Raw genomic sequence first — 24,615 nt, 5'->3', positions numbered from 1 at the left:
CAAGGACGTGCGTTTGGCGCTTGCCGAGGCAGAGAACGCAGGCGTTCCGATGCCGTCGGTGGGTGTGGTCCGAGACCGGCTGATCACGGGAATCGCGCGCGGTTACGGCGAGCTCGACTGGACGGCCCTCGGGCTGGTCGCCGAGGAGGAAGCGGGACTCTACGCCGTGCACCCGGTCGCTGCCGATTGAGGTCGGACTTGTCCGCCATCCAGAGTCTCAAGGCGCACGCATACAAGGAAAGAACAGGATCATGGCACGTCAAGCAGAAGCGATCAAAATGAACATGGAACGTACCGAGATCCCCGGGACGTCGCTCAGGGTGTCTCCCGTCGCCATCGGCACCTGGGCCATCGGCGGGTGGATGTGGGGTGGAACCGACGAAGCTGAATCCATCGCCACCATCCAGGCCGCCTTCGAGCATGGCATCAACGTTGTCGACACGGCCCCGGTCTACGGTTTCGGCCGCTCCGAAGAGATCGTTGGCAAAGCGATTGCCGAAGCCCGGCTGCGCTCCCAAGTGATTATCGCCACTAAGGTCGGACTTCAGTGGCTGGGTGAACGAGTTTCACGCAATGCCAGTCGCGCCCGCATCATGCGCGAGGTCGACGATTCCTTGTGCAGACTTCAAACCGATTACATTGATATCTATCAGGTTCATTGGCCCGATCCGCTGATTACGATCGAGGAGACCGCGGACGCAATGTACACGCTGCTTGCGCAGGGAAAAATCCGCGCCATCGGGGTGAGTAACTTTTCAGTCGGCCAGATGGAACGGTTTCGCCGCGTCGCGCCACTGCATGTGCTGCAGCCGCCCTACAATCTGTTCGAACGTGGCGTCGAGGCCGATCTTCTGCCCTACTGCCGAAAAAATGGAATTGCGATGCTGGGATATGGAGCGCTGTGCCGGGGTCTGCTGTCCGGACGAATGCGACCGGATACGGCATTCGATGGTGACGATCTGAGGCGCACCGACCCGAAATTTCGCGAGCCGCGGTTCGCCCAATATTTGGCCGCCGTGGGCAAGCTCGATCGGCTCGCGCAACGTTTCGGCAAACGCGTTATTCACCTGGCGATCCGCTGGATGCTCGACCAGGGCGTCACCACGGCATTGTGGGGAGCCCGTCATCCCGGACAATTGCAGCCAGTCAACGAGGTGACGGGCTGGTCGCTGGATGCCTCGACCAAGGCCGAGATCGACCGGATCCTGCGCGAGACCATCAGCGAACCGGTCGGCCCCGAATTCATGGCGCCGCCGGCACGAAGCGTCGCAGCGTAACGCAAAACGGCGCCGAAAAGTTGCTGTTCGATGATGCTCTTGATCCGATCGTCGTAATGTTGGATCGCGCGACCAGCCTGGTTTGCGTTTAGATCCTAACGGCGAATTTAATGGCCGGCGGTTGTCCCGTTGTTACTTTTGCATAATGGCTCTCGTCTCCACGATCGATTTCAAGAGCCAGTGTCATCCAGTTATTGCGACGGGTCCAGGCCAGGAGAATTGCAATGGAAATGACGGCACTTTTCCTGTCGCGAATTCAATTTGCCTTTACGATCACCTTCCATATCATCTTTCCATCCTTCACGATCGGCTTGGCAGCCTGGCTCACCGTTCTCGAAGCCATGTACCTTGCCACCGGCCGTGCGGCCTATCGCGTGATCTTCGAATTCTGGCTGAGGATATTCGGTATTGCATTTGGATTGGGTGTCGTTTCCGGGATCGTCATGGGCTTCCAACTCGGCACGAACTGGAGCGTACTCTCCAGAATGTCCGGACCGATCCAGGGTCCGCTCCTGATGTACGAGACCTTCACGGCCTTCATGCTCGAGGCCACGTTCTTTGGCGTCCTCATCTTTGGCCGCAGCCGCGTGCCGCCATGGTTCTATTTGTTTTCAACTGCGATGGTCGGGCTGGGGACCACGTTTTCGGCGTTCTGGATCATGGTCAATAACAGTTGGATGCAGGTACCAACCGGCTATGTCCTGGAAAACGGCGTCTTCGCTCCCAACGACTGGACCAAGATCCTGTTCAATTCGGTGGTCTGGTCACGATTTCCCCATATGTTGTTTGCTTCCTACCTTACCGGTGCTTTCTGCGTTGCAGCGACCGGTGCATGGTATCTGCTGCGGAAGGAATATCACGCCGAGGCGCGTATCATGCTGCGCATGGGTCTTGGTCTCGCGGCCGTGCTGATGCCGATTCAGCTCCTGTTTGGGCACCTGACCGGTGAATACGTCAACACCTACCAACCGTCCAAGATGGCCGCGATCGAAGGTCGCTGGAACGACGAGAAACCGGCTTCCGAAGTGCTGTTCGCGTGGCCGGACGTGGCGAACCGTCGCAACCTGTTCGAGATCAAGCTGCCGCCGCCCTTTGGTAGTCTGATCGATGCCGATAGCCTCACCGCGGGGGAAACCGGACTCAACAGCATCCCTCCGGAGAACTGGCCACCGGTGCTTATCCCGTTCCTCAGCTTCCGGATCATGGTGGGATGCGGACTGGTGATGCTGGGGCTCGCATGGTTCGGTACCTATATGAGTTACAGGCACCGCCTTGCGTACAATCGCCCAATGCTTTGGCTGACGTTCTTCAGCTTTCCGCTGCCCTTCATAGCGATCATTACCGGCTGGTTCACCGCTGAAGTTGGCCGTCAGCCCTGGGTGGTCTTTGGCGTGTTGCGAACCGCTGACGCCGTGACGCCATTCCTGACGACGCGCGAAGCGACGATCTCGCTCGTGATCTTCTGCGCGGTCTACGCCTTCATCTTCCTGTTTGGCACATTCTACATCTACCGGCTCATCCGCAACGGTCCGGCGCGAAGGCTGCTCGAGACACCGCATCTCGCGGTTCCGAACCGGCCGATGTCGCTGGCCGACGAAGAAACAATTCAGGAGCCGAGCTACGGCATCGCTGGAGAATAGTCATGTTCATGCTCTGGCTATCGCTTTTTGCCGCCAGCATTTTGTTCTACGTCATCTCAGGAGTCTAACCGTGGTCATGTTCTGGGTCTCCCTTTTGGCCGTCAGTATTCTGCTCTACGTGCTGCTCGACGGTGTCGATCTTGGCGTCGGTTTGCTGTTCGGACTGGCGAACGGCGAAGCCAGGCGGGGCGCGATGCTGAGCGCTGTCGCGCCGATCTGGGACGGCAACGAGACCTGGCTGGTAGTCACCGCGGTGATTTTGTGGGGAGCTTTTCCGCTCGTTTATGCGACGTTGCTGTCGGCATTCTACCTCCCTGTCATCGTCATGCTGCTGGGTTTGATCTTGCGAGGCGTGGCGTTCGAGTTTCGTTACAAGACGCAACGGCTGCGGTGGATCTGGGATTTCAGCTTTGCCGGCGGATCGCTGATCGCGACCTTCATACAGGGAATGACGGTCGGTGGCCTCGTGGAAGGACTGCAGTTCACCAACGGCGAATACTCCGGCGGTGAGGTCGGCTGGCTGACGCCGTTTGCGGTCCTTTGCGGCATCGGCCTGTGCCTTGGCTATGCGCTTCTTGGCGCCTGCTGGCTGGTCAGAAAATGCGAAGCCGAGGTTCGCGACGTGGCGCGCCGCCAGATCCCCGTACTTGCGGTCGGCGTATTGGCATTCCTCGTGCTTGTGTTCGCTTACGCGCTGGCCGAACACCTTCCGATCCTGCATCGCTGGATCGATCGACCATATTTATTCGCCTTTCCGGCGGTCGGAGCGGTCGCGGCAACAGTGCTCGCGATCAGCATTCTGAACCACAACGACTACTGGCCGTTTCACATGGTCGGACTGATCTTTGTATCGGCATTTGGCACTCTGGCGCTGTCCTTCTGGCCTTACATGATCCCCTTCCAAATCACCGTCGACCAGGCTGCCGCGCCGCAGTCCAGCCTGATGTTCATGTTCTGGGGTGGCGTCGTCGTCTTCCCGCTGATGCTGCTTTACACGGTCGTCAGCTACCGCGTTTTCAGGGGGAAAGTTAGGGCTTCCGCCGGATATGGACACTAACAAATTCCGCGGGTTTTTGCGCTATATCAGGAGCAGGGGCCATGACCGTGCCGCACGCCGAGCTTTGGTGTGTGCCACGGCGCCTTTCCGCAGAGCACGGTGCGGACTATGTCAGAGATAGTTGAACGCCGGACGCCCCGGGTCCGGGCGCACTTGGTGTTGAGCTCACTCAATGCGAAAATGCTTCCGGCCGTGCTCAGCGTTATCGCGGGAAGCGTGGATGCCATCGGCTTTCTCGGGCTTGGCGGTCTGTTTACGGCCCACATTACAGGCAATCTTGTCATCCTTCTCGCGCATCTTGTCACCGGCAGCGGCGCGCCTGCAGCCGCGATACTCGCGCTCCCGGTGTTCGTGACTGCGCTCGGGCTGACGCGAATGCTGGCCGGTGCCCTGGAGAACGTCGGAGTTGCCTCGCTACGGCCGTTGCTTCTGCTGCAGCTACTATTGCTCACCGGGTTCTTTGTCTTGTGCGCCTCCGCCGGTGCGCGCATGGATCCGGACGCAACGAAGGCGATTCTTGCGGGTATGCTCGGCGTCTCGGCGATGGCCGTGCAAAACGCACTCGTACAGATCTCGATGAAAGGAGTGCCGTCAACCGCGGCCATGACGGCCAACATCACGCGCGTCATGATGGATATATGTGAGATGATGCTCGGGCGCGGCCCGGCTGACATGGCCAAGGCGCGCGACCGCGCGATGCGAACCCGGCCGGCGATCGTCGGCTTTGCTGTTGGTTGCTGCCTGGGAGCAACCTGCGAGACGGCAATCGGCCTGAGGGCCCTGGCCTTGCCTGCAGGGCTCGCTCTGCTCGCGGTTGCGATGGGAACGACCGCCAATGTCGAGGGAGTCCGGGATTGATGATCCGGACTGGACTTTGGGCCACCGATTCCTGGGTTGTCTCACCGAGTCGTTGCGGGGTGCGGTAGCGATCGTGGTCCTGACCGCGATGCGTTGTCGGGATTAGACCAATCCAGGCTCATCGTCAGCCGCTTCACCCCGAAGCGCTTCTCGAACTCGACGAAGTTGACGATGCCGCGTCGGTGGGTGCCGTCACCGATCTTGCGGTCGCCGTCCCAGGCCTCGACCTCGAACAGCACGCTCTTGCCGTCGATCTGGATAACGCGAGCAATCGCGCGGACAGTACGACCCTCCGGGGTTGCGGCGAGGTGCCGGACCTTCACGTCCATGCCGACGCTGACGAATCCCTCCGGTAGATGCGAAGCGATGGCGGACCCCGACGCCATTTCCATGTGCAGGATCATCATCGGCGTGGCATAGACCTGCGGCATGTTTGCCACAAAATGATCGACCGTCATCGCATAGCTCACTCTGACGGCCTTCGTGGCGGTCATGCCAATCGTGACGTTATCGAGCGTATCCATTTCTTCCTCGTCTGACCTGTTGCGAACTAACTGCTGTCTCTGGCGTCGCGTGTAACTTTGTCTATGAGGGGCTGAATCGTTGACTCCGCGATCTACGATCCGGGCAGCGGATACGATAGCCTCTCCTATCCAAAATCGATTCGGACTATGTGAGAGATAGGTTCACGATTGTCGTGAGCCATTAAATTAGCGTTCAGAACGTCTTGCGGATCGAAGGGTGCGAGGTCCAGAGCCGCGGTGCGTCAATTCCGCGACGCGCTGTTGGTGTTGAGGTCCGACGCGGATGTCCGGTTCGGTGCACGGATTTCGATCACTCCGTGGTTGAGCGCCTGATGACATGAATTGCATGCGTCAGTCAGGTCGGCATAGGCCTTGTCGAATGCGGGACTGTCTTTGGACCGGATCGCGCTTTCGAGCTCCTTGAACGGTTGCTCAGTCACGGAAGCGATCATGTTGGGAAAGGAGATGTCGTGCTCAGTTGGATGAGCGCGCCCGATGCGACCGAATGCACCGTGTAGATTGCCAAGCTCGTAGGCGGCAAAGTCCCAGTTTCCATCTTGCGCGGCCCGCCAGAGCAGCTCGTGCCGCGGTTGTATCGTCGCGATCATCAGGTCGCTGATGCTTGGCAGATATTCGGTGGCTTGAGGCGAGGGCACCACTTCTGGCCCTGCGGCCACGCTGCGCGTCGTCGCAAAGCCGACCGCCAGGATGGCGGTCGCGGCAATAGTGATCGCACTAGCTATGATCGGGCGGCACCGGATGCCCGCGGCCTCCGCCCCGCTCATGCGCGCACCGGCAGGCTGGAAAGCAGTTTGTCGAGCGTGATCGGGTAGTCCCGTATGCGCGCACCACAAGCGTTATAGATCGCATTGGCGATCGAGGCGCCGGCGCCGCAAATCCCGAGTTCGCCGATGCCCTTGCTCTTTAGCGGGTTGGATCTGTCGTCCAGCTCGGCCAGAAAGATGGCGTCGATGGCCGGAATGTCGGCATGCACCGGCACGTGGTATTCGGCGAGATCGTGGTTGACGAAATAGCCGAAGCGCGGATCGAGGGTCATCGCTTCATGCAGCGCCGCGCCAATGCCGAACACCATTCCACCGATCGCCTGCGACCGTGCCGTCTTGGCGTTCAGGACGCGGCCGGCGGTGAATACGCCGAGCATGCGCCGCACACGCACTTCGCCAGTATCCGCGTCGACGCCGACTTCGGCGAAATGCGCGCCGTAAGATTGTTGCGAGAACTCCTTGTTGTTGCGGCCCGGGCGAATTTCGCCGTCGGCTTCCATCCCGGCGCCCACCAGGTCCGTTAGTTTTCTGGACAGTTCGCCGGATGCGATGCTGCCGTCATCGAAGCGCGCGGTTGCCGGATCCATACCGGCGGTCCGTGCCAGCTTTTCACGTAGCGCATTGCAGGCCTCGAAAAGGGCCGAGCCCGAACTCCCGGCGCCCCAAGATCCACCTGAACCCGCTGCCTGTGGAAAGTCGGTATCGCCGAGTTCGACCCGGATGCGTTCAGTCGGCAGGCCAAGCATCTCGGCGGCGATCTGCGCCAGGATGGTATAAGTGCCAGTGCCGATGTCGGTCATCGCCATCTTGACGGTCGCGGTACCATCAGGATCCAACCGGACATTCGCCTTGGAGAGCAAAAGCGGGTTGCCGCGCGTTGCCGCGGCCATGCCCATTCCTACCAGCCAGTGCCCGTCACGAACCTGCCCCGGCTTAGCATTGCGCTTGTCCCATCCGAACCGGCGCGCGCCTTCGTGCATGCAGGCGATCAAATGGCGGCTGGAATAGGGGATATGTTTTTCCGGGTCCTCGCTCGGCTCGTTTCGGACGCGCAATTCGACCGGGTTTAGATCGAGTTTTTCGGCGAGTTCATCCATTGCGCATTCGAGTGCCATCAACCCGACAGATTCGCCGGGGGCCCGCATCGACGACGCGACAGGAATGTCCAGTGGCGCCAGACGGTGCCGTGTCAGCCGATTGGGTCCGGCATAGAGGGTACGGGTCTGGAGCGCGGCGCCTTCGTAGGTTTGCTCACTGGGTAAATTTCCCGAAAACACATCGTGGCCGATCGCGAGGATACGGCCGTCACGATCGCTTCCCAGGCGCAGGCGCTGAATCGTGTCTGAACGGTGCGTCGTGACGTGAAAGATCTGTTGCCGCGTCAGCGCAACCTTCACCGGTTGCTTGAGCTCTCGCGAAGCGATCGCCGCCAGGATAGCGTCGGCATTGACCCAGAGCTTGCCGCCGAATCCGCCGCCGATGAACGGACTGATCAGGCGTATGTTTTCGGCAGGAATCTTGAGGGTTGTCGCGATGGCCCGCTGACCCTGGTTCAGCATCTGGTTTGCGGTGTGCAGGATCAATTTGTCGCCGTCCCACATTGCAATCGTGGCATGGGGTTCCATCATCGCGTGACTTTGCAAGGGGGTGGTATAAGTCACATCAATCCGCACCGGGGCGCTTTCGAACGCACCTGCGAAATCACCCACCGCGCTGTCAGCCGCCGGCGCATCGTTTGGTTTGGGAACGCGCACCTCCTTGAGGTTGCTGCGGAGCGCGTATTTTCCGTCCGAACGGTGATATTTCAAATCGACCAGATAGGCCGCCGCTCGGGCCTGCTCGAAAGTCTCGGCAACCACGAAGGCGACCGGTTGCCCGTAAGCCATCACCTGCGAGCCGGTGAGCACCGGGTGCGCTTCACGGTGATTGCCGGTGCCCTGCGCCGGCGCGTTGCGATGGGTGAGAACCAGCACGACACCCGGCGCCTTCTCCGCAGCACGGGTGTCAATCGATCTGATCGTTCCCTTTGCGATCGAGGCTTCGACCACAAAGCCATACAGCACGCCCTCCTGCTGCATCTCATAGGCGTAGCGCGCGCCGCCGGTAACCTTCAATCGGCCGTCCACGCGGTCGAGTGGTTTCCCGACAACACCCGGTTTATCAAGAGCGTTAGGGCCGATGGGTGAGTTCATTTCCATGAGTTCGCTTCCTCAGGTCCGGGTGATCTCTGCCAGCACGCTATGCAGGGTGCGCCGCGTCAGCGGTATCTTGAAATCGTTGCCGCCGAACCCGCGCGCGCCTTCGAGGACGGCATTTGCGGCTGCATTGAAGGTGGCAGTGTCCGCAGAGGCGTCGGACAATATCTGATCCGCCTTTGCCACACGCCACGGCTTATGCGCCAGACCGCCAAAGGCGAGCCGGGCCGAACGGATCCGGCCGCGCGTGCTATCGAAGATCGCGGCGACGGAAACCAGCGCAAAGGCATAGGAAGCGCGGTCACGGACCTTGCGGTAGACCTGCACGCCCGGCGGCGGTGGCGGCAGCGTTACCGCGGTGATGATTTCACCCGGTTTGAGCGACGTCTCGATCTCGGGAGTGTTGCCTGGAAGATAATGAAACTCTGCGATCGAAGTGACTTTGGTTTTGCCCTCACCATCGACTGTCTCCACATTGGCGTCGAGCGCCCGCATCGCCACCGCCATATCCGACGGATGTGTCGCGATGCAGTGCTCGCTGGTGCCCAGGATGGCATGAATGCGGTTGAAGCCGGCGATCGCCGCGCAGCCGGAGCCGGGGCTGCGCTTGTTGCAGGGTTTTGTGACGTCGTAGAAATAGTAGCAGCGGGTTCGCTGCAGCAGATTGCCGCCGGTCGTGGCCTTGTTGCGCAACTGGGCGCTGGCGCCGGCCAGCAATGCGCGGCTAAGGACGCCATAACGCTGGCGTACCCGCGGGTCGGCGGCAAGATCACTGTTGCGAACCAGCGCGCCGATACGCAGACCCCCCTCGGCCGTCTCTTCGATCTTGTCGAGCGGCAGGCGGTTGATATCGACCAGATCGGATGGCGTCTCGACCTGCAATTTCATCAGGTCGAGCAAATTTGTGCCGCCGGCAATGATTTTTGAGCCGGGCTTGATGGCAGCGGCGGCCGCGTGCGTGACGGAGTCGGCGCGTTGATAGGTGAAAGCCCTCATGTCGGCGCCCCCGCGGCTTGTTTGATGGCTGCGACGATATTGGGGTAGGCCGCGCAGCGGCAGATGTTTCCGCTCATCCGTTCGCGAATTTCGGTATCGGTAAGTTCAGCAGCCGGTTGCGTCAGGTCGTCCGTCACATAGCTCGGCATACCCTGCCGGCTTTCCGCCAGCATTCCGGCGGCGGAGCATATCTGGCCGGACGTGCAGTACCCGCACTGAAAGCCGTCATGCTCGATGAAGGCCGCCTGAAGCGGATGCAGATCATCGCCTGTTGCGAGCCCCTCGATCGTGGTGATGGATTGGCCATCGTGCATCACTGCAAGGGTGAGACAGGAGTTGATACGGCGTCCTTCAATCAAAACCGTGCAGGCGCCGCACTGGCCGTGATCGCAACCCTTCTTCGAGCCAGTCAGCGCGATGTGTTCACGTAAAGCGTCCAGCAATGTCGTGCGCGGATCCAGCGCCAGTGACTGGACATGACCGTTAATCTGAAGTTCGACCGTTACGGGGAGCGGAGGCGATTCGTCGTCATCGACGGGGCCGGCCGCAAAAGCGGCGCGTGGCAGTGTGGTCAGCAGCAGCGCGGTAGTGCCAATCTCGATCACGGTGCGGCGGCTCACCTCAAACGTGTTCGGCTCCGTATTCGATTCAAGCTCGTCCATGATTGCTCCGTGTTCGCGTAGTCCGTACAGGCAGTCTCGAAGAAGGACATCAGGCTTGCGGCCAGGTATCGTCCGAAAGGTTGACAACGATGGGTGTCGCGGTGCTTCGCACCACTACCCATCGGAATGGCTCCTGTTCCGAAGGGTTGATTTCCAAGTGCGGCAGGAAGGCGGGGACATGAATGAAATCGCCGGCCTTTGCGCGCGCGGCCGATTCGCCTCTTTCGCCCCAGCGGACTTCGCAGATACCCGAGAGGACGTAGGCGATGGTCTCCTGCTCGCCATGATGATGAATTCCGGTCCGCGATCCCGGTGCCACATCGAACAGGCCGCCCCAGATCGCTGACGTTATACCGAGCGCCGGCGCGATAGCGGCGCGACGTTCGGAGCCCGGCGTCTGCGCAGTTCCCCGATCGAATTCAGTTGGGCTGACGATGTGGACTGCTACTGAGGAACTCATGGCATCCCGGATCAATTTGGATCTTCAACCCCAAAGTTATGCAGCCGTTGATTGGAGAGCCACTAAATTGGAGTTTAGTGATCCGCGCCGAATTGAGGCGGAGTCATTCGGGAAGGTGAACGCAGCATGCTCCTCGCCAAGTCGTGATGATCGCTCAAGCCGATGCAGGTCGCGCGCTCATCGAGAGCGCGGAGCCGCGCGTGTCCAGGAATGTTCATTCGGCAGGCGCGGGCTCCGCTTGTGTCGTCGCAGCTTGCTTCTTTTTCCCGAACAGCCAGCTCTGTAAGCGGTCGAGATAGATATAGACGACCGGCGTCGTATAGAGGGTGAGAATCTGTGAGAGGGCGAGGCCGCCGACGATGGCGTAGCCGAGCGGTTGGCGAAGCTCCGACCCAACTCCGCTGCCGAGCATCATCGGAACGCCGCCAAGCAGCGCCGCCATCGTGGTCATCAGGATCGGCCTGAAACGCATGATACAGGCCTGATAGATCGAGTCCTCCGCCGTCAAGCCCTGTTCATGCTCGACGTGCTGGGCAAAATCCACCAGCATGATGCCGTTTTTCTTGACGATACCAATGAGCAGGATAATGCCGACGATCGCGATCACGCTGAGATCGTAGTGAACCGCCATCAGGAGTAACAGTGCGCCCAGGCCGGCCGATGGCAGCGTCGAGATGATGGTGATTGGGTGGATGACGCTCTCGTACAGCACTCCGAGGATCAGGTAGATGACGAAGAGCGCGGCGGCTATCAGAATCGGCGTGCTCGACAGCGACGCTCCGAATGCTTGGGCGTTGCCCTGAAAGCCGGTCTGAAGCGAGAGCGGCTTGCCGAGGTCTTTTTCAATCTGCTGGATGGAGCTAACCGCCTGGCCGATTGCAGTGCCCGGCAGGAGGTTGAAGGAGATCGTGACCGACGGGAACTGGCCCTGATGGTTGACCACGAGCGGCGCGACTTTCACCACCGAGTCGACCAGCGTAGACAACGGTACCTGCTGCCCGCTCGAGGATTTGACATAGATGCCGTTGAGCGCTTCGGGCCCATACTGGAACTTGGGGTCGACTTCCAGGACCACATGGTACTGGTTCAGGGTCGTGTACATCGTCGAGACGATTCGTTGGCCGAAGGCATCGTCGAGCGTGTTGTCGATCGTGTAGGGCAGAATACCGTAGCTGGAGGCGACTTCGCGCTTGATGGTGATATCGAGCAGCGGCCCCGCATTGAGCTGATCGGTAGCGACGTCGGCAATGGCCGGGATGACCTTAATCCTGTCGAGGAACAGCGCCGCCCAATGATTGAGTTCGCCGGGATCGGCGTCGTTCAATGTGTATTGATACATCGTTTTGGAGACACGCCCGCCGATGGTGATGTCCTGCGCGGCCTGCATATAGAGCGTGATGCCCTGGAGTTTGGCGAGGTTTGTCCGCAGCCGTGCGAGCACCTGGTCCATGGTGCCGCGCTGGCTTTTGGGCTTCAGCGCGATGTAAACGCGGCCGTTATTGACCGTGGTGTTGCCGCCGCCGGCGCCGACCGCCGCGCCGATCGAAGCAACGGCAGGATCCCGCATCAGCGCATCGAGCAGAGCTTGCTGGCGCTCGGCCATGGCCTGAAAGGAGATATCCTGCGCAGCCTCGGACAGGCCGATGATCAACCCGGTGTCCTGTTCGGGAAAGAAACCTTTTGGGATCATCACGTAGAGATACCCGGTCAGCGCGATGGTACCGAACATGGTCATCAGCGTGACAAAGCGGTGTCGCAGCACGATCTTGAGGCCGGTCTCATAGAGGTTAAGCAGGCCTTCGAAGCCACGTTCGGACAGTCGGTAGAGCCATCCGTGCTGCTTGCTCTCCGGCTTGAGAAGGTATGCGCACATCATCGGCGTGAGCGTCAGCGAGATCAGCAGCGACAGCACCAGCGCAACGCTGACAGTGATGGCGAATTCACGAAACAACAGACCGACATAACCGCTCATCAGGAACAGCGGAATGAACACTGCGATCAGCGATAGCGTAATCGACGCGATGGTGAAGCCGATCTCGCCGGCGCCCTTCAGCGACGCTTCGAACGGCGCCGCGCCTTCCTCCATGTGCCGCACGATGTTCTCGATCACGACGACGGCGTCATCGACCACAAAGCCGACCGCGATCGACAAGGCCATCAGCGAGAGGTTGTCGAGACTGTAGCCGAGCTCGTAGAGAACAGCGAAGGTTCCGATCAGCGACAGCGGCACGGTCACAGCCGGAATAACGGTCGCCCAGAAATTGCGCAGGAACATGAAGATGACCATAACCACCAGCGCAACCGTCAGCATCAACGTGAACTGCACGTCGCTGACCGAAGCGCGGATGGTCTCGGTACGGTCGGAGATGATATTGACCTTGATCGCGGGCGGGATCGATGCCTGAAGCACCGGCATCATCGCCTTGATCCGGTTTACCGTGTTGATGACGTTGGCGCCGGGCTGGCGCTGGATCGCCAGGATGACTGCTCGCTTCTGGTTGTACCAGCCCGCGATCAGATCATTCTCGGGCGCACTGACGGCGCGGCCGACGTCACGGATGCGAACCGGCGCCCCGTTGCGATAGGCGATTACCAGATTGGCGTAGTCGTCGGCCTTCAGCAGTTGGTCGTTGGTGTTGAGCGTGTAGGTCTGGCGCGGGCTGTTGAGCGTGCCTTTCGGCAAATCGACATTGGCCTGGCCGAGCGCCGTCCGCACGTCCTCGAGATTGATGCCGCGGGCTGCCAGAGCCTGCGGATCGAGCTGTACCCGGACAGCGGGCTTCTGCTGTCCGCCGATGCCCACAAGACCGACGCCGGATATCTGCGATATTTTTTGCAGCAAGATGTTTTCTGCATAGGCATCGACAGTGGTGAGCGGCAGGGTGTCCGATGTCAGACCAAGCACCAGGATCGGCGTATCAGCCGGATTGACCTTCCGGATCGTCGGCGGATACGGCATGCCCACCGGCAAATACGGGGTCGCAGCATTGATCGCCGACAGCGTATCACTTACTGTCCCGTCGATCTGACGATTCAAATCGAACTGCAGGGTGATCTGGGTGTAGCCGAGTGCGCTCGCCGAGGTCATCTGGGACAGGCCCGGGATCTCGCCGAACTGCAGTTCGAGCGGCGTCGCCACCGAAGACGCCATCGTCTGCGGATCGGCCCCTGGCAGCTGGGCAGTAACCTGAAGGGTCGGGAAGTTGACGTTCGGCAGCGCCGCCACCGGCAACAGCGGATAACTGACCAGGCCGCCGACCAGCAATCCGACCATCAGCAGGGCGGTCGCGATCGGCCGATGGATGAACGGCGCAGATATGTTCATGGGATTGGCGCCTGCAGCGCACTTTGTGCGATGGCTTCCTGCGCTGCCTTGCCGTGCAGCATCGTAACACGCGTGCCCGGCTGGAGCTTGTATTGTCCATCGACCACGACCTGCTCGTTGGCTTTCAGACCGGAATCGATGAGCGCCTGACCCGCGCTGATCTGCGCGACCTTGACCGGTCGATTCTCGACCGTGTTGTCGGGATTGACGACGTAGGCGTAGGCTCCACTCGGGCCCTGCTGGACAGCCGATGCAGCGACGGTCAACCCGTTATGCCTTGTATCGACGAGCAGCCGCGCGTTAACGAGTTGGCCGGGCCATAACCGGTGCGCTTTGTTCGAAAAATTAGCTTTGAGCTGAATCGAGCCAGTTGTTTGTAGAATCTCGTTGTTGACGAGGCCAAGCACGCCTTGACCCAGCAGGGTCGTAGCGTCCTGGCTGTAGGCGAGAGCCGCCAGCGGGGCCTTGGTCTTTTCCTGTTGCTGCTGGATTTGAGGCAGATCGGTTTCGGGGAGAGTGAAGATTAGCGAAATCGGGTCGATCTGCGTCACGACGACGAGGCCGTTCGTACTCGACGGGCTAATGATGTTGCCGACGTCGATCTGACGAATTCCGGCCACGCCCTCGATCGGTGACGTCAGGCGCGTGAAGCTGAGCTGCACTTTGGCAGCGTCGATCAGCGCCTGGTCGGCCTTGACCGTCGCCAGCAGCTGTCCCACCTGTGCCTTTTGGGTTTCGAGCAATTGCGGAGTGGCCCAGCCCTTCTCCCCCAATGTGGTGTAGCGAGTGAGATTGGCTTGCGCATTGATGAGCTGGGCCTGATCGCGCTCCAGGTTTCCAGTGTACTGATCGATCAGGGCTCGATAGGGCCGTGGATCGATCTGCGCGAGCAGGTCGCCGGCGTGCACGGTCTGGCCTTCCGTGAAGTTGATGCTGATAATTTGTCCCTGGATCTGGGCGCGCACCACGTCGGTATTGTACGCAATCACCGTGCCGACACCGCTAAGATAAATCGGCACGTCATGCTGGGTGACCACCCCGGCGACGACTGATACCGCGGGTGGTGGGGCTGGCGCGGCAGCGGCCTTGTCCAGTGGGTGCGCATGCGTGAAGTACAAAAGACCGCCGGCCGCTATCACGGCAATCAGTAGCGCCGAGGGGATGATCATTCTCTTTTTCATGGCCGGTCCAGCTCACAGATGAAGGTTGTTTCAGCAGCCGCCCGGAGTGTTCGACGTCCCCGTGAGCCCGGTGGTTGGGCATGGGAAAGTGCTTGTCGTCGCAGATGAAACGGTGGGCGCAGAGGTAATGGCGGGCATCGTTGACAGCGGTCCGACCGTACCCAAAGTGGGCGACACGCTTATCGTCGGTACGGCCGCCGCGGAGCTGACCCCAAGACTGCCAATCTCGGTAGATCCCAACGGAATTCCGGTTCGAGCGACGCCGCCCGGTGTTGTCGGCGTCGTTGGCGTCGACGATGAAGCAATGCTGCTCGAACCGGAACCGCACATTCCCGACATGCCTGAGGTTTGCAGTATCCCTGACGTGGTTGACGTTCCCGATGATGTCGACATTCCCGATGTTGCCATCGTGCCTGACGTTGCCGCGGTGGCGGGTGCGGCGGTTCCCATTGCCATTCCGCCGCCGTCGTAGGTCGCGGTGGATCCGAACATTGACGATGGCGCGGTCCCGATGGTCGAGCATGTCGTGCTGCTGCTCGGCATTGCGATCGTGCCCGTCGCATCGCCGGGAGCCGGACTGACGCCAGGGGACGCAATTTCGGTAGAGCCAAGGGGAATGCCAGTCGGGGAAACCGCCGAACCGGTTCCCATACCAAGCGGCGAAGTAGTACCAAGGGTGGGAGTCGGGCTGGCCATTCCGCTCACTTGCGCCATGGCAACGTTGCAGACGAGGATTGTCGGGAAGATCGCAGCGATCAACGAGATTCTCATGAGCCTTCTCCTCTTGAAGCGACGTTGCCGAAACCGGAGCCTTGGCGGCGGGATTTGCAGATCGGATCTCAATTCAGGCGCCCCACGCCGCCTGCATGGCTGCCGGCGATTTTACGGCGAGGTTCCTGGCTGCTTTTCGTACTTTCTCGAACGCGCGCACTTCGATTTGCCGGATGCGTTCACGTGACACGTTGAATTGTGCGGCAAGATCTTCGAGTGTCAGTGGATTGTCAGCCAGATGTCGCGCCTCAAAAATGCGACGCTCGCGGCCTTGCAGTACATCGATCGCAGCGATCAGCGACTTATGCTGGTGCTCCTTCTCGTCCTGTTCGACGACGATGGCTTCCGGTGAAGGAGACTGATCGACGAGATGGTCTTGCCATTCGCCGGTTTCACCGTCTTCACGAAGTGGCGCGTTGATCGATTTATCGCCGCCGAGCCGTCGATTCATGTCGACGACATCCTGGTTGGTGACATCCAAGCTCTTTGCGATCGATGCAACCTGATCGGGGTGCAGGTCCCCGCTGTCCAAAGCGGCAATCTTGCTCTTTGCCGAGCGCAATTTGAAGAAAAGCTTCTTCTGATTCGCGGTAGTGCCGATTTTTACAAGCGACCACGAACGCAGAATGTAATCCTGTATGGAAGCCCTGATCCACCAAATCGCGTAAGTGGAGAAGCGAAAACCTTTTTCGGGTTCGAAGCGGTTCAACGCCTGCATCAGTCCGATGTTGCCTTCGGAAATGATTTCCGAAACGGGTAGACCGTAGCCGCGGTAGCCCATGGCGACTTTGGCGGCGAGACGCAGATGACTTGTGACGAGCTGGTTCGCGGCATCGCGGTCGCCGCGCTCGCGCCAACGCTTGGCGAGTTCATACTCCTGGCGCCTTTCGAGCATGGCAAAACGCCGGATGTCGTCGAGATAGCCTTTACCGCGTCCGTCTTTGGGAAACGCCGGTTGACGCTGTGTTGGAACTGTAAGGCCTGCGAATTGTCCCTCAATGCCCATGTCAGTCGCTCCCATAGCTTCCTCCGTTCGAAACTCGAACGGATGGCTAGAGGATAGGGACAGCGCAGGGGGGAGCCATTAAATTGAGGTTTAGGAGATTAAATTCGAATTCAGGAAAGCGTCTCGTTGTATGCGGTAACACGGTGCTTCTCGTTGCTTCCGAGAGGCTGCGGGTACTTCCCGCTGGGGCAGCGGAAGCCGCGCGCTCGCGGCTTCCGGATCGATCCGCCAATCAGTAGGCGCAGTTGTACGGCCACATCGATGAGGTGTAATCGTAATACGGGCAACCGAGGCCATCGTCGTAAAGGCCGCCGCCGACGAAACGGCGCCGTCCAGCTCCATAGTGCTCGTGGCCGACATGCGCCAACTGGCCTGCACCAAAACCACCGATGCGATCTCCACCAAGGCCTCCCATGCGGCCGCCGCCAAAGCCGCCCATATGACCGCCGCCAAAGCCGCCGCCCATGTGGCCTCCGCCAAACCCGCCCATACCCCCGCCACCGCCACCACCGCCGCCGCGGGCCTGTGCACCCGTGGCAAGAAGGTTGCCGGCAAGCAGTGCGGTTGCCAAAATCATCATCACTCGTCCTCTCATGACATTCTCCGTTGGGATGGGCGGACTTTCCGCCACAGGTCGTTGCCAAACGCTGGCGTCCTAAGAAGGCAAACGCCAACGTCGCGATCGACTGGACATGGGAATGCTTATTTGTCGTCTCCACTAAATTCGCATTCATCCAGATTGAATACAGGGCGCTCGGAATTCCGGCCCGGAATGAAAAGAAAAAATGGCTGGGCAGAATTGACGCAATAGTGGCTCCATTGATCAGCAAGAGCGTCCGCCGCCGCTATCTCGTGGACATACAGGCGGGCTGGCGAGGCCCACGATCCGCCCGCGCTGCTGCGCATGTATCAGATCAACTGAGACCATCCAAAGGAGACTACAATGCGAAAGACGTTTCTAACCATCCTTGTCGCGTCCGATGACCAGGATGCGGCTTCGGGCAGAGCTTCTCGACGAGGAGGATCGCGCTATGTGGCTGAACGATTTGGAGGAGTTGGATTACATTGCGGACAGCGCGATGCAGCTTGTGCCGAAGAAGCCCAACGGGAAACCAGCCAATTGCTCCGTGTCGATGAAATCATCAGCGAGATCTGTCGGGACCTCGCATCCATGAAGGCATCTGTGACGATCTTCAAGATGGACGTGGTGAAAATTTCATCGGCACCCTTGGCGCTGACGCGGGCCATCAGAAATCTGGCTATCAATGCGGTAACTCACGGCGGCGGTGCCTTTGTCACCGTCGGCCTGGAAGACCGCACCGCCTTGATCACTATCGATGATGAGGGACCGGGCATTCCCGAGCAAAGCATGTCACGCGTATTCGAGCCTTTCTTCCAGGTTGATCCGGCGCGTCGTAAGTCCATGCCCGGTGCAGGCCTCGGCCTCGCGATTGCCAAGGAGATTGTTGAACGTCATGGCGGGAAACTAACGCTGCAAAACCGCTCGGCCAGGGCACTTCGGCAAGAAATAGTATTTCCAGCATTGCTTGATGGTCATTCGACGGCACAGGGCGTGAGAGCGGGCGGTGCCGCCCGCGCTTCCAGCTAGGCCGCGGCCTTCCGGCGGTTCTTGTCGAGCAGTTCGTCGACCAGCGTGACGTTGGCGTCGATCACCGGGTGGCTCAAGCCCTTCTGCTTTGCGATTAGCTGCACCAGCTTGTCGCAGCGTTCGATATTGGGCGCGCCGTTGAACAGCGCGCGCGCGGCGGACGCCGGACGCGACAGGCTATCCGCTGCGGCAGCGTATTTCTCGAAGGGCACCAGCTCGTTCGGATTGGCACCGAGCTTGACGCATAGGTCGAACACGAAATTGTACACCGAGCGAGATTCCTCGATGTTGCTGTACACCGCTTCCTTGGCGGTGCGCATGCCGTCCTTGGTGATGCAGCGATAGTTGCCGGCCAGCAGCATCGACCACTTGGCGAGCGGCACGAAAATCGAATCGTGCACCTTGAGCTTCACCGGCAACTCGATCTTGCCTTCCGGCGTGTCGTAGCGCACCGTCTCGATGTCGGTCTGCAGTTCGCGCAGGATTGCGGTGTATTTGTCATTGTCGAACCTGGCGACCTTGAAATTGGTCGGCAGCGTGACCTGCAGCATGTTGACCTTTTCATCCGGCGGCCGGATCGCCTGCGGGTCGGGGCTGCACAGCGTGAGCAGGCCGGGCTCGAAATTGTGCCACACGGTCGGATCGGTATAGGCCGGCTTGAGCGCGTCGTAATTCAGGCCGGGAATGCGCTTGACGTAAGGCAACGGCGGCATGTTCATGATCGACATGCACGGAACCTTGGACGTCGCCACCAGGTCCAGCAGTTCGCGCACACCGGGCGAGCCGTATTGCGGCTCCTGCATGGCGAGCCCGACCAGGTCGTAATCCTTCGGATTGACGCCCGCGGCGGGGCCGGCCGTCACCTTGCCCGGGAGCTTGCGCGAGTCGAGTTCGATCGGATCCTTGCGGCCCTTCACCGGCAGGCGCACGCGGAAGCCTTCCGAGTTGATCAGATTGGCTTCCGCCGGCAGGCAGACAAGGTGCAGCGAATGCCCGCCGAACATGATCTTCGAGGCCAGCAGCGACCCGTAGGACGCGCCCATGAGGAGGATTTTGTACGATGCCATGCGAGGATTCCTTCCAAAAAAGCCGCGCTCTTCTTGTTTGGTTTACGAAAGCGCATGCATTATGTAAGGCATGTTGAAAGAAAATGCATTCAAAAAATGGCGAGTTCTAAAAGATGGCGTCTTCTAAAAGCGCCCTAGGCTCAGAATCCTCCGTTTGCTGGTCCCGCAAATACTCGCATACGGCCTCGCATTTGCCCTGCATATGCTGAAACATTAGCAACCCGAGCTCGTTAGCAGACCGTCGTTTGAGGGCGTCCATGATCTGCTCATGCTCACGCATTGCATCGCCGAGGCGGTCTCGATTGACCAAATTCGCTGAATATCGGAGGCGACGGACTATCGAATTGAAGCTTGCAAAGTTTGCACTAAGGACGGGGTTTGCGGCCGCATCGACGATCGCCTGATGGATCTTTTGGTTGATTCGAAAGTAGTCGACCAGTTCGCGACGCAGGTAATGCGCATACATTTCGAGATGCATCTTCTCGATCGCAGCAATCGCATCATCGGTAATTCGAGCGCATGCCATTTGACCGGCGACAAAATCCAGGCCTGACAGGACTTCGAACAGGTTTCGAATGTCTGCCTCGGAAAATTGCCGCACGCGGGCGCCGCGGTTGGGCAACAGCTCAATAAGCCCTTCTGCCGCAATAGCTTTCAGCGCCTCCCGAAGAGGGGTGCGCGAAATACCGAATTTTTCGCAGAGTTCGCGTTCGGGAATTCGGCTGCCCGGGGCCAGGTGCCCTTCGACGATGAAATCGCGAAGTTGACTGACGATATCGGCATGCAACGAGGCCGACTCGTGTTCCCCGCGCTTTAGACCGCCGGCGGCCAAGAAATTGGTCAAAGTCGAGGTTCCCTGGTGTTGAAGGCGCCCGGATAGATCGTCGGTCTGTCCCGATGGGCCTTGGACCCAACCAGTTAGCTGTTTTTTCGATTGCAGGGTACTCAATTTTGTATTCAATAAGTCCTTTATTTCTGGATATAGCCAGAGTATATGAGTGCAAAATATCGAGGAGAAGGGTCCAATGGTTCATACAGGAAGGCATTTCTTACAAATTCCGGGCCCCACGAACGTGCCCGACCGGGTGTTGCGCGCGATGGACATGCCGACCATCGATCACCGGGGCCCCGAATTCGCGCAATTGGGACTCGATGTTCTAGAGGGCTGTAAGGCAGTCTTCCGGACTAAAAACCCCGTCGTGATTTACCCCTCGTCAGGCACTGGAGCCTGGGAAGCCGCGATTGTTAATGCGCTATCGCCCGGCGACAAGGTTCTGATGGCCGAGACCGGCCACTTTGCAACGCTCTGGAAGAACCTGGCCGAAAAATTCAAGTTGGAGGTGGATTTTCTGGCCGGCGATTGGCGCCGGGGCGCGCAGCCTGCCGAGATCGAGGCTCATCTGCTTGCGGATCGTGAGCGCCTCATCAAGGCGGTGATGGTGGTCCACAACGAAACGTCGACCGGCGTGACAAGCCGAATTCATGAAGTTCGAAAAGCCATCGATCGCGCAAAGCATCCTGCGTTGCTGCTCGTCGATACAATTTCGTCGCTCGGCTCGATCGAATATGAGCACGATGCGTGGGGCGTCGATGTCACCGTGTCTTGCTCGCAGAAAGGCCTCATGCTGCCCCCAGGCCTGGGTTTCAACGCGGTTTCCGAAAAAGCTCTGTTGGCCGCAAAGGCTAATCAGACCAGTCGCTCCTACTGGGATTGGCATGAAATCATTCAGCAGAACGAGAACGGATCCTGGCCGTACACGCCTGCCACCAATCTACTTTATGGGCTGAAGGAAGCGATCAAGATGTTGATGGAGGAGGGATTGGATAACGTGTTCGCCCGCCACCTGAAACTCGCTGCGGCGACTCGGGCTGCTGTTCGTGCGTGGAATCTGGAAATTCTGTGCCAAGACCCGAAAGAGCATTCCCCAATCCTAACTGCTGTCATGATGCCCGCAGGGCATGATGCGGATCATTTCCGTGATGTAGCGTTGAAGAACTATGACATGTCGCTCGGCGCGGGCCTGTCCAAGGTAAAGGGCAAGGTGTTTCGCATCGGCCATCTGGGCCACTTCAACGAATTGATGCTGATGGGAGCGCTGTCGGGAGTCGAAATGGCGCTCGGTGTCGCCAAAGTTCCGCATAAGACCGGTGGCGTGTTGGCCGCCATGGAAGTTCTCAAAGGAAAGGATGTCGTTCCGGTCTCCACTCACCGGGTTGCATAGAAACAGTCGTCAAAAAGATGATGGACGACGCGTACCTCGCCCGTCGCAAAGACACGGCATTGCCGTTGTAGTGCCGCCCGCATCAAGCAGATCAAGCAGCAAAGCTTGCAGCTCCAAGTTCAAAAAAACGAGGGACATCCCGCCGATCGCGGGCACCTCGATAAAAGAGGGAAACGCAACATGGAACCGGTAACTCGTCGAAGCAAGGGTCGTTGGTACATATTGGCACTGATCAGTCTGATGTACCTCATCACCTACCTTGATCGGGTGAACATCTCGACGGCGGCGCCGATTATCAGCAAGGAATTTGGCTTCGATAAAATAACGATGGGCGTGATCTTCAGCGCTTTCGGCTGGGCCTACGCCCTGTTTCAGGTTCCCGGCGGCTGGCTCGGCGATCGATTCGGTGCGCGAAATGTTCTGACAGTTATTGTCACTTACTGGTCGGCCATGACGGCTGCGACCGCCATGGCCAGCGGCGCAACGTCGTTTATGGTGCTCCGCTTTCTGTTTGGCATGGGCGAAGCTGGCGCGTTTCCGGGCGCAACACGTGCCATGCAGCTCTGGTATCCGCCGCACGAGCGCGGCTTTGTCCAGGGCGTCACTCACAGCGCGAGCCGCCTCGGCGCCGCCATTGCGCCGCCGATTGTCGTGCTGATCATGACTGCGCTCGACTGGCGATCCGTGTTCTATATTTGCGGTGCCGTCGGCATCCTTTGGTCGGTGCTATGGTACTTCGCCTACCGCAATCTTCCCGAAGAACATGCGCTTGTGAATGAGGCGGAGCTCAAATACATCCGCGGCGTCGACGAAAAGGGTAACGCCAAACTTGCCAACGTCGCCCAGAAACCCAACGTGCCGTGGAGCACGATGCTCAAATCCCCTAATATGTGGGCGGTCATGTTGGCCTATTTCACGTATGTTTACTGCCTATGGATATTTCTAAGCTGGTTACCTTCTTACCTCGTGGAATTCAGGCATTTCACTTTGCTCAAGGTCGGCTTCCTGGCTTCACTGCCGCTCGTAGCGGGCGTCGTCGGCGATACTGTCGGTGGCTTGACGACCGACTGGCTGTTGGCAAAAACCGGCAACATCAAGTTCGCTCGACGCGTGGTGGCAATTACGGGCATGTTGGGCTGCGCGGTGTTTATCGTGCCGGCCGCGTTGACCGAAGACGCCTACGTCGCCGTCTATTGCTTGACTGCTTCCATGTTCTTTCTTGAATGCACGATCGGACCTTCATGGGCCGTTCCCATGGATATTGGCGGCGAAGTCTCCGGTACCGTCTCAGGCATGATGAATATGGCGGGAAACTTTGGTGGCGCCCTGTCGCCAATTGTCTTTGGCGTCCTGGTTCAGTTCGGATCGTGGCAAGCACCATTCATTGTTGCAGCCAGCCTTCTCGTAGTCGGTGCCGCGATTTGGGGATTCTGGCTCGATCCAAGTGCCTCGGTTGTAGAGAAAAAGATTGCCTGAGCGCGGCAAGCGTCGCCGGCTTTCGGGTAGATGTTTTTCTCTCCCGGAATTATCCCGTGGCGAAACAATTAGAAAGCTCAAGCGCCGCTTTGCGGAGTCGCGACCACGCGCAGGACGCTCATCCCGCATCCTACCGCGGCGAACACCGCGCCAAGTATCAGTGCGAGCGTGGCTCCCTCGCGGCCGGCGAGACCAAAACAAAGTGCCGCGAGCGCTGCTCCAGTGGTCTGCCCCGTCAGGCGAGCCGTCGCAACCATGCCGCTCGCGCTTCCGCTGCGACCGGCAGGCGCGCTGGACATCAAGGCCTTCATGTTTGGCGCCTGGAAAAAGCCAAATCCACATCCACAGATGGCCATTCGCCAAACGATGTCGACGACATGCGGATTCGCCGGAAGCACTGCCAACAGGGCCATCCCCAGGCTGAGTAACGCGAGACCGATGCCGCCAAGAAACCCTGCGGAATGGCGGTCGGACAAACGTCCGGCGATCGGCGCCATGATGGCCACTACAAAAGGCCAGGGGGTCATGAAAAAGCCGGTCTCGACCTGCGACCGGCCAAGAATGTCCTCGAAGTAGAATGGCAGGGAGACGAAAGCCAGGCCCTGGACCGCGAACGAGCAGATCGCGGTGGCAGCAGACAGCGCGAAAACCGGCCTGCGAAACAGGTCGATCGGCAGCACAGGCGCCGGTGAATCTGCCTGTCTGCGGATCAGGGCCCAGCCAAGCAAAACGGCGGAGGCAAGCTCAGTCGATATAAGCCCGGGCCGCTCGTGATGGGCTGCGCTTCCGATCCCCAGAATGAAGAGGCCGAGACAGCCCGCAGCCATCAGCGCGCCAGGAGAATCGAAGGCATGCGTCGCTCTCGGGGTATGCGGTAATGTCTTCAGGCCGACCAGGATCGCAACAACGCCGAAGGGAATGTTGATCGCAAAAAGCCAGCTCCACGGCCCGATCGCGAGGATGCCGGAGGCGATTGTCGGGCCGAGGGTGAAAGCGGTCGCAACCACCAACGCGTTGTATCCGAAACCGAGGCCCTGGAAGCGGCCCGGATAGACGAACCGAACCAGCGCGGTATTCACGCTCATAATGCCACCGGCGCCGAGACCCTGCAGCGCGCGCGCCGTCAGCAGGGTGGGTAGTGACCAAGCACATGCGCAGAAAAGCGAGGCCAGCGTGAACAGCAGCAGGCCTCCAAGATAAATCCGATGGTGACCGACAACTTCGCCAAGCGCGGCGAGCGGCAAGAGCGTTGCCACCATGGCAATCTGGTAGACATTGACGACCCAGATGACATCCGCTGGGCCGGTATGAAGATCGGCGGCTATAGCAGGGAGAGCGATGTTTGCGATCGCCGTATCGAGCGATGCCATCGCAAGCGCGGTGAAAATGGCAGCGGCGGCCCATCTGCGGCGCTGAACCGGCAGACCATCGATTGCAACCGACCCATTCGCCGAAATTACATCCGTCGACATTTGAAAAGCTCTCCAACTGTCGCGACGTAGTG

The 24,615-nt window shown here is 59.6% G+C and carries 21 protein-coding genes and 1 pseudogene; 9 read left to right on the top strand and 13 right to left on the bottom strand.

Annotation, left to right across the window (positions count from 1 at the left end):
- The 5 genes and pseudogenes from E7813_RS25725 to E7813_RS25705 form a co-directional block, all read left to right on the top strand.
- A pseudogene (locus E7813_RS25725) lies at positions 1–190 on the top strand (hypothetical protein); the annotation flags it as partial.
- Between the two features lie 61 nt (positions 191–251).
- Complete coding sequence (locus tag E7813_RS25720) at positions 252–1,277, top strand: aldo/keto reductase (protein ID WP_291578109.1); 1,026 nt, start codon at positions 252–254, stop codon at positions 1,275–1,277.
- Positions 1,278–1,501: 224 nt separating this feature from the next.
- Positions 1,502–2,917, top strand: a complete 1,416-nt coding sequence (locus E7813_RS25715; protein WP_291578108.1) for a cytochrome ubiquinol oxidase subunit I — start codon at positions 1,502–1,504, stop codon at positions 2,915–2,917.
- 70 nt (positions 2,918–2,987) lie between these two features.
- Positions 2,988–3,974, top strand: coding sequence for a cytochrome d ubiquinol oxidase subunit II (gene cydB / locus E7813_RS25710; protein WP_291578107.1), 987 nt, complete (start codon positions 2,988–2,990; stop codon positions 3,972–3,974).
- 159 nt (positions 3,975–4,133) lie between these two features.
- Positions 4,134–4,832 (top strand): YoaK family protein, encoded by a 699-nt coding sequence (locus tag E7813_RS25705; protein ID WP_291578106.1) that lies wholly within the window; start codon positions 4,134–4,136, stop codon positions 4,830–4,832.
- A gap of 41 nt (positions 4,833–4,873) precedes the next feature.
- On the opposite strand, the gene E7813_RS25700 is transcribed toward E7813_RS25705, so the two are convergent.
- The 8 genes from E7813_RS25700 to E7813_RS25665 form a co-directional block, all read right to left on the bottom strand.
- Entirely contained in the window at positions 4,874–5,356 is a 483-nt protein-coding gene (locus tag E7813_RS25700; RefSeq protein WP_363331216.1) for a thioesterase family protein, read from the bottom strand.
- 242 nt (positions 5,357–5,598) lie between these two features.
- On the bottom strand, positions 5,599–6,141 hold the full coding sequence (locus E7813_RS25695) for a cytochrome family protein (RefSeq protein WP_291578105.1): 543 nt from the start codon (positions 6,139–6,141) through the stop codon (positions 5,599–5,601).
- A complete protein-coding gene (locus E7813_RS25690; RefSeq protein ID WP_291578104.1) occupies positions 6,138–8,339 on the bottom strand; it encodes a xanthine dehydrogenase family protein molybdopterin-binding subunit in 2,202 nt (733 codons plus the stop codon). Before E7813_RS25690 ends, E7813_RS25695 begins: the two co-directional genes overlap by 4 nt.
- A gap of 12 nt (positions 8,340–8,351) precedes the next feature.
- Positions 8,352–9,332 carry a xanthine dehydrogenase family protein subunit M gene (locus E7813_RS25685; RefSeq protein ID WP_291578103.1) on the bottom strand — a complete coding sequence of 327 codons (981 nt, stop codon included), beginning with the start codon at positions 9,330–9,332 and terminating at the stop codon, positions 8,352–8,354.
- The gene (locus E7813_RS25680) at positions 9,329–9,994 is read right to left on the bottom strand and encodes a 2Fe-2S iron-sulfur cluster-binding protein (protein WP_291578102.1); all 666 of its coding nucleotides are present in this window, start codon (positions 9,992–9,994) and stop codon (positions 9,329–9,331) included. The genes E7813_RS25685 and E7813_RS25680 overlap by 4 nt, the downstream gene beginning before the upstream one ends.
- A 49-nt stretch (positions 9,995–10,043) precedes the next feature.
- Positions 10,044–10,454, bottom strand: coding sequence for a cupin domain-containing protein (locus E7813_RS25675; RefSeq protein ID WP_291578101.1), 411 nt, complete (start codon positions 10,452–10,454; stop codon positions 10,044–10,046).
- A 214-nt stretch (positions 10,455–10,668) separates the two neighbouring features.
- Positions 10,669–13,779, bottom strand: a complete 3,111-nt coding sequence (locus tag E7813_RS25670; protein WP_291578100.1) for an efflux RND transporter permease subunit — start codon at positions 13,777–13,779, stop codon at positions 10,669–10,671.
- Positions 13,776–14,960, bottom strand: a complete 1,185-nt coding sequence (locus E7813_RS25665) for an efflux RND transporter periplasmic adaptor subunit (RefSeq protein ID WP_291578099.1) — start codon at positions 14,958–14,960, stop codon at positions 13,776–13,778. Before E7813_RS25665 ends, E7813_RS25670 begins: the two co-directional genes overlap by 4 nt.
- Positions 14,961–15,006: 46 nt before the next feature.
- Here E7813_RS25665 and E7813_RS25660 point away from each other — a divergent pair, with 46 nt between their 5' ends.
- Positions 15,007–15,432 carry a hypothetical protein gene (locus tag E7813_RS25660; protein WP_291578098.1) on the top strand — a complete coding sequence of 142 codons (426 nt, stop codon included), beginning with the start codon at positions 15,007–15,009 and terminating at the stop codon, positions 15,430–15,432.
- A gap of 372 nt (positions 15,433–15,804) precedes the next feature.
- Here E7813_RS25660 and rpoH read toward each other — a convergent pair whose 3' ends face one another.
- Complete coding sequence (gene rpoH, locus E7813_RS25655) at positions 15,805–16,737, bottom strand: RNA polymerase sigma factor RpoH (protein WP_291578097.1); 933 nt, start codon at positions 16,735–16,737, stop codon at positions 15,805–15,807.
- A 232-nt stretch (positions 16,738–16,969) separates the two neighbouring features.
- Complete coding sequence (locus E7813_RS25650) at positions 16,970–17,317, bottom strand: hypothetical protein (protein ID WP_291578096.1); 348 nt, start codon at positions 17,315–17,317, stop codon at positions 16,970–16,972.
- Between the two features lie 363 nt (positions 17,318–17,680).
- On the opposite strand from E7813_RS25650, the gene E7813_RS25645 reads away from it, so the two are divergent.
- Positions 17,681–18,346 carry an ATP-binding protein gene (locus E7813_RS25645; protein ID WP_291578095.1) on the top strand — a complete coding sequence of 222 codons (666 nt, stop codon included), beginning with the start codon at positions 17,681–17,683 and terminating at the stop codon, positions 18,344–18,346.
- Here E7813_RS25645 and E7813_RS25640 read toward each other — a convergent pair.
- The gene (locus E7813_RS25640; protein WP_291578094.1) at positions 18,343–19,413 is read right to left on the bottom strand and encodes a hypothetical protein; all 1,071 of its coding nucleotides are present in this window, start codon (positions 19,411–19,413) and stop codon (positions 18,343–18,345) included. The two genes, E7813_RS25645 and E7813_RS25640, sit on opposite strands and share 4 nt — an antisense overlap.
- 106 nt (positions 19,414–19,519) lie before the next feature.
- Complete coding sequence (locus E7813_RS25635) at positions 19,520–20,257, bottom strand: GntR family transcriptional regulator (RefSeq protein WP_291578093.1); 738 nt, start codon at positions 20,255–20,257, stop codon at positions 19,520–19,522.
- 181 nt (positions 20,258–20,438) lie between these two features.
- Here E7813_RS25635 and E7813_RS25630 point away from each other — a divergent pair, with 181 nt between their 5' ends.
- On the top strand, positions 20,439–21,635 hold the full coding sequence (locus E7813_RS25630) for an aminotransferase class V-fold PLP-dependent enzyme (RefSeq protein WP_291578092.1): 1,197 nt from the start codon (positions 20,439–20,441) through the stop codon (positions 21,633–21,635).
- A 105-nt stretch (positions 21,636–21,740) separates the two neighbouring features.
- Positions 21,741–23,111 carry an MFS transporter gene (locus tag E7813_RS25625; protein WP_291578091.1) on the top strand — a complete coding sequence of 457 codons (1,371 nt, stop codon included), beginning with the start codon at positions 21,741–21,743 and terminating at the stop codon, positions 23,109–23,111.
- Between the two features lie 77 nt (positions 23,112–23,188).
- Here E7813_RS25625 and E7813_RS25620 read toward each other — a convergent pair whose 3' ends face one another.
- On the bottom strand, positions 23,189–24,583 hold the full coding sequence (locus tag E7813_RS25620; RefSeq protein WP_291578090.1) for an MFS transporter: 1,395 nt from the start codon (positions 24,581–24,583) through the stop codon (positions 23,189–23,191).
- Positions 24,584–24,615: the final 32 nt, after the last annotated feature.

Origin of the sequence: Bradyrhizobium sp., from assembly GCF_004799405.1 — a bacterium.
GTDB lineage: Bacteria > Pseudomonadota > Alphaproteobacteria > Rhizobiales > Xanthobacteraceae > Bradyrhizobium.
Note: the sequence above shows the minus strand (reverse complement) of the source record. Positions and strands in the feature narration are given on the sequence as shown.

Bases quoted from the DNA above. Each gene is read 5' to 3' on its own strand.
- E7813_RS25695 (WP_291578105.1), bottom strand. From the start codon at position 6,141: ATGAGCGGGGCGGAGGCCGCGGGCATCCGGTGCCGCCCGATCATAGCT.
- E7813_RS25620 (WP_291578090.1), bottom strand. From the start codon at position 24,583: ATGTCGACGGATGTAATTTCGGCGAATGGGTCGGTTGCAATCGATGGT.
- E7813_RS25720 (WP_291578109.1), top strand. From the start codon at position 252: ATGGCACGTCAAGCAGAAGCGATCAAAATGAACATGGAACGTACCGAG.
- E7813_RS25665 (WP_291578099.1), bottom strand. From the start codon at position 14,960: ATGAAAAAGAGAATGATCATCCCCTCGGCGCTACTGATTGCCGTGATA.
- E7813_RS25690 (WP_291578104.1), bottom strand. From the start codon at position 8,339: ATGGAAATGAACTCACCCATCGGCCCTAACGCTCTTGATAAACCGGGT.
- E7813_RS25645 (WP_291578095.1), top strand. From the start codon at position 17,681: ATGCGAAAGACGTTTCTAACCATCCTTGTCGCGTCCGATGACCAGGAT.
- E7813_RS25630 (WP_291578092.1), top strand. From the start codon at position 20,439: ATGGTTCATACAGGAAGGCATTTCTTACAAATTCCGGGCCCCACGAAC.
- E7813_RS25700 (WP_363331216.1), bottom strand. From the start codon at position 5,356: ATGGATACGCTCGATAACGTCACGATTGGCATGACCGCCACGAAGGCC.
- E7813_RS25680 (WP_291578102.1), bottom strand. From the start codon at position 9,994: ATGGACGAGCTTGAATCGAATACGGAGCCGAACACGTTTGAGGTGAGC.
- E7813_RS25670 (WP_291578100.1), bottom strand. From the start codon at position 13,779: ATGAACATATCTGCGCCGTTCATCCATCGGCCGATCGCGACCGCCCTG.
- E7813_RS25675 (WP_291578101.1), bottom strand. From the start codon at position 10,454: ATGAGTTCCTCAGTAGCAGTCCACATCGTCAGCCCAACTGAATTCGAT.
- E7813_RS25650 (WP_291578096.1), bottom strand. From the start codon at position 17,317: ATGATGATTTTGGCAACCGCACTGCTTGCCGGCAACCTTCTTGCCACG.
- E7813_RS25685 (WP_291578103.1), bottom strand. From the start codon at position 9,332: ATGAGGGCTTTCACCTATCAACGCGCCGACTCCGTCACGCACGCGGCC.
- E7813_RS25715 (WP_291578108.1), top strand. From the start codon at position 1,502: ATGGAAATGACGGCACTTTTCCTGTCGCGAATTCAATTTGCCTTTACG.
- rpoH (WP_291578097.1), bottom strand. From the start codon at position 16,737: ATGGGCATTGAGGGACAATTCGCAGGCCTTACAGTTCCAACACAGCGT.
- E7813_RS25640 (WP_291578094.1), bottom strand. From the start codon at position 19,413: ATGGCATCGTACAAAATCCTCCTCATGGGCGCGTCCTACGGGTCGCTG.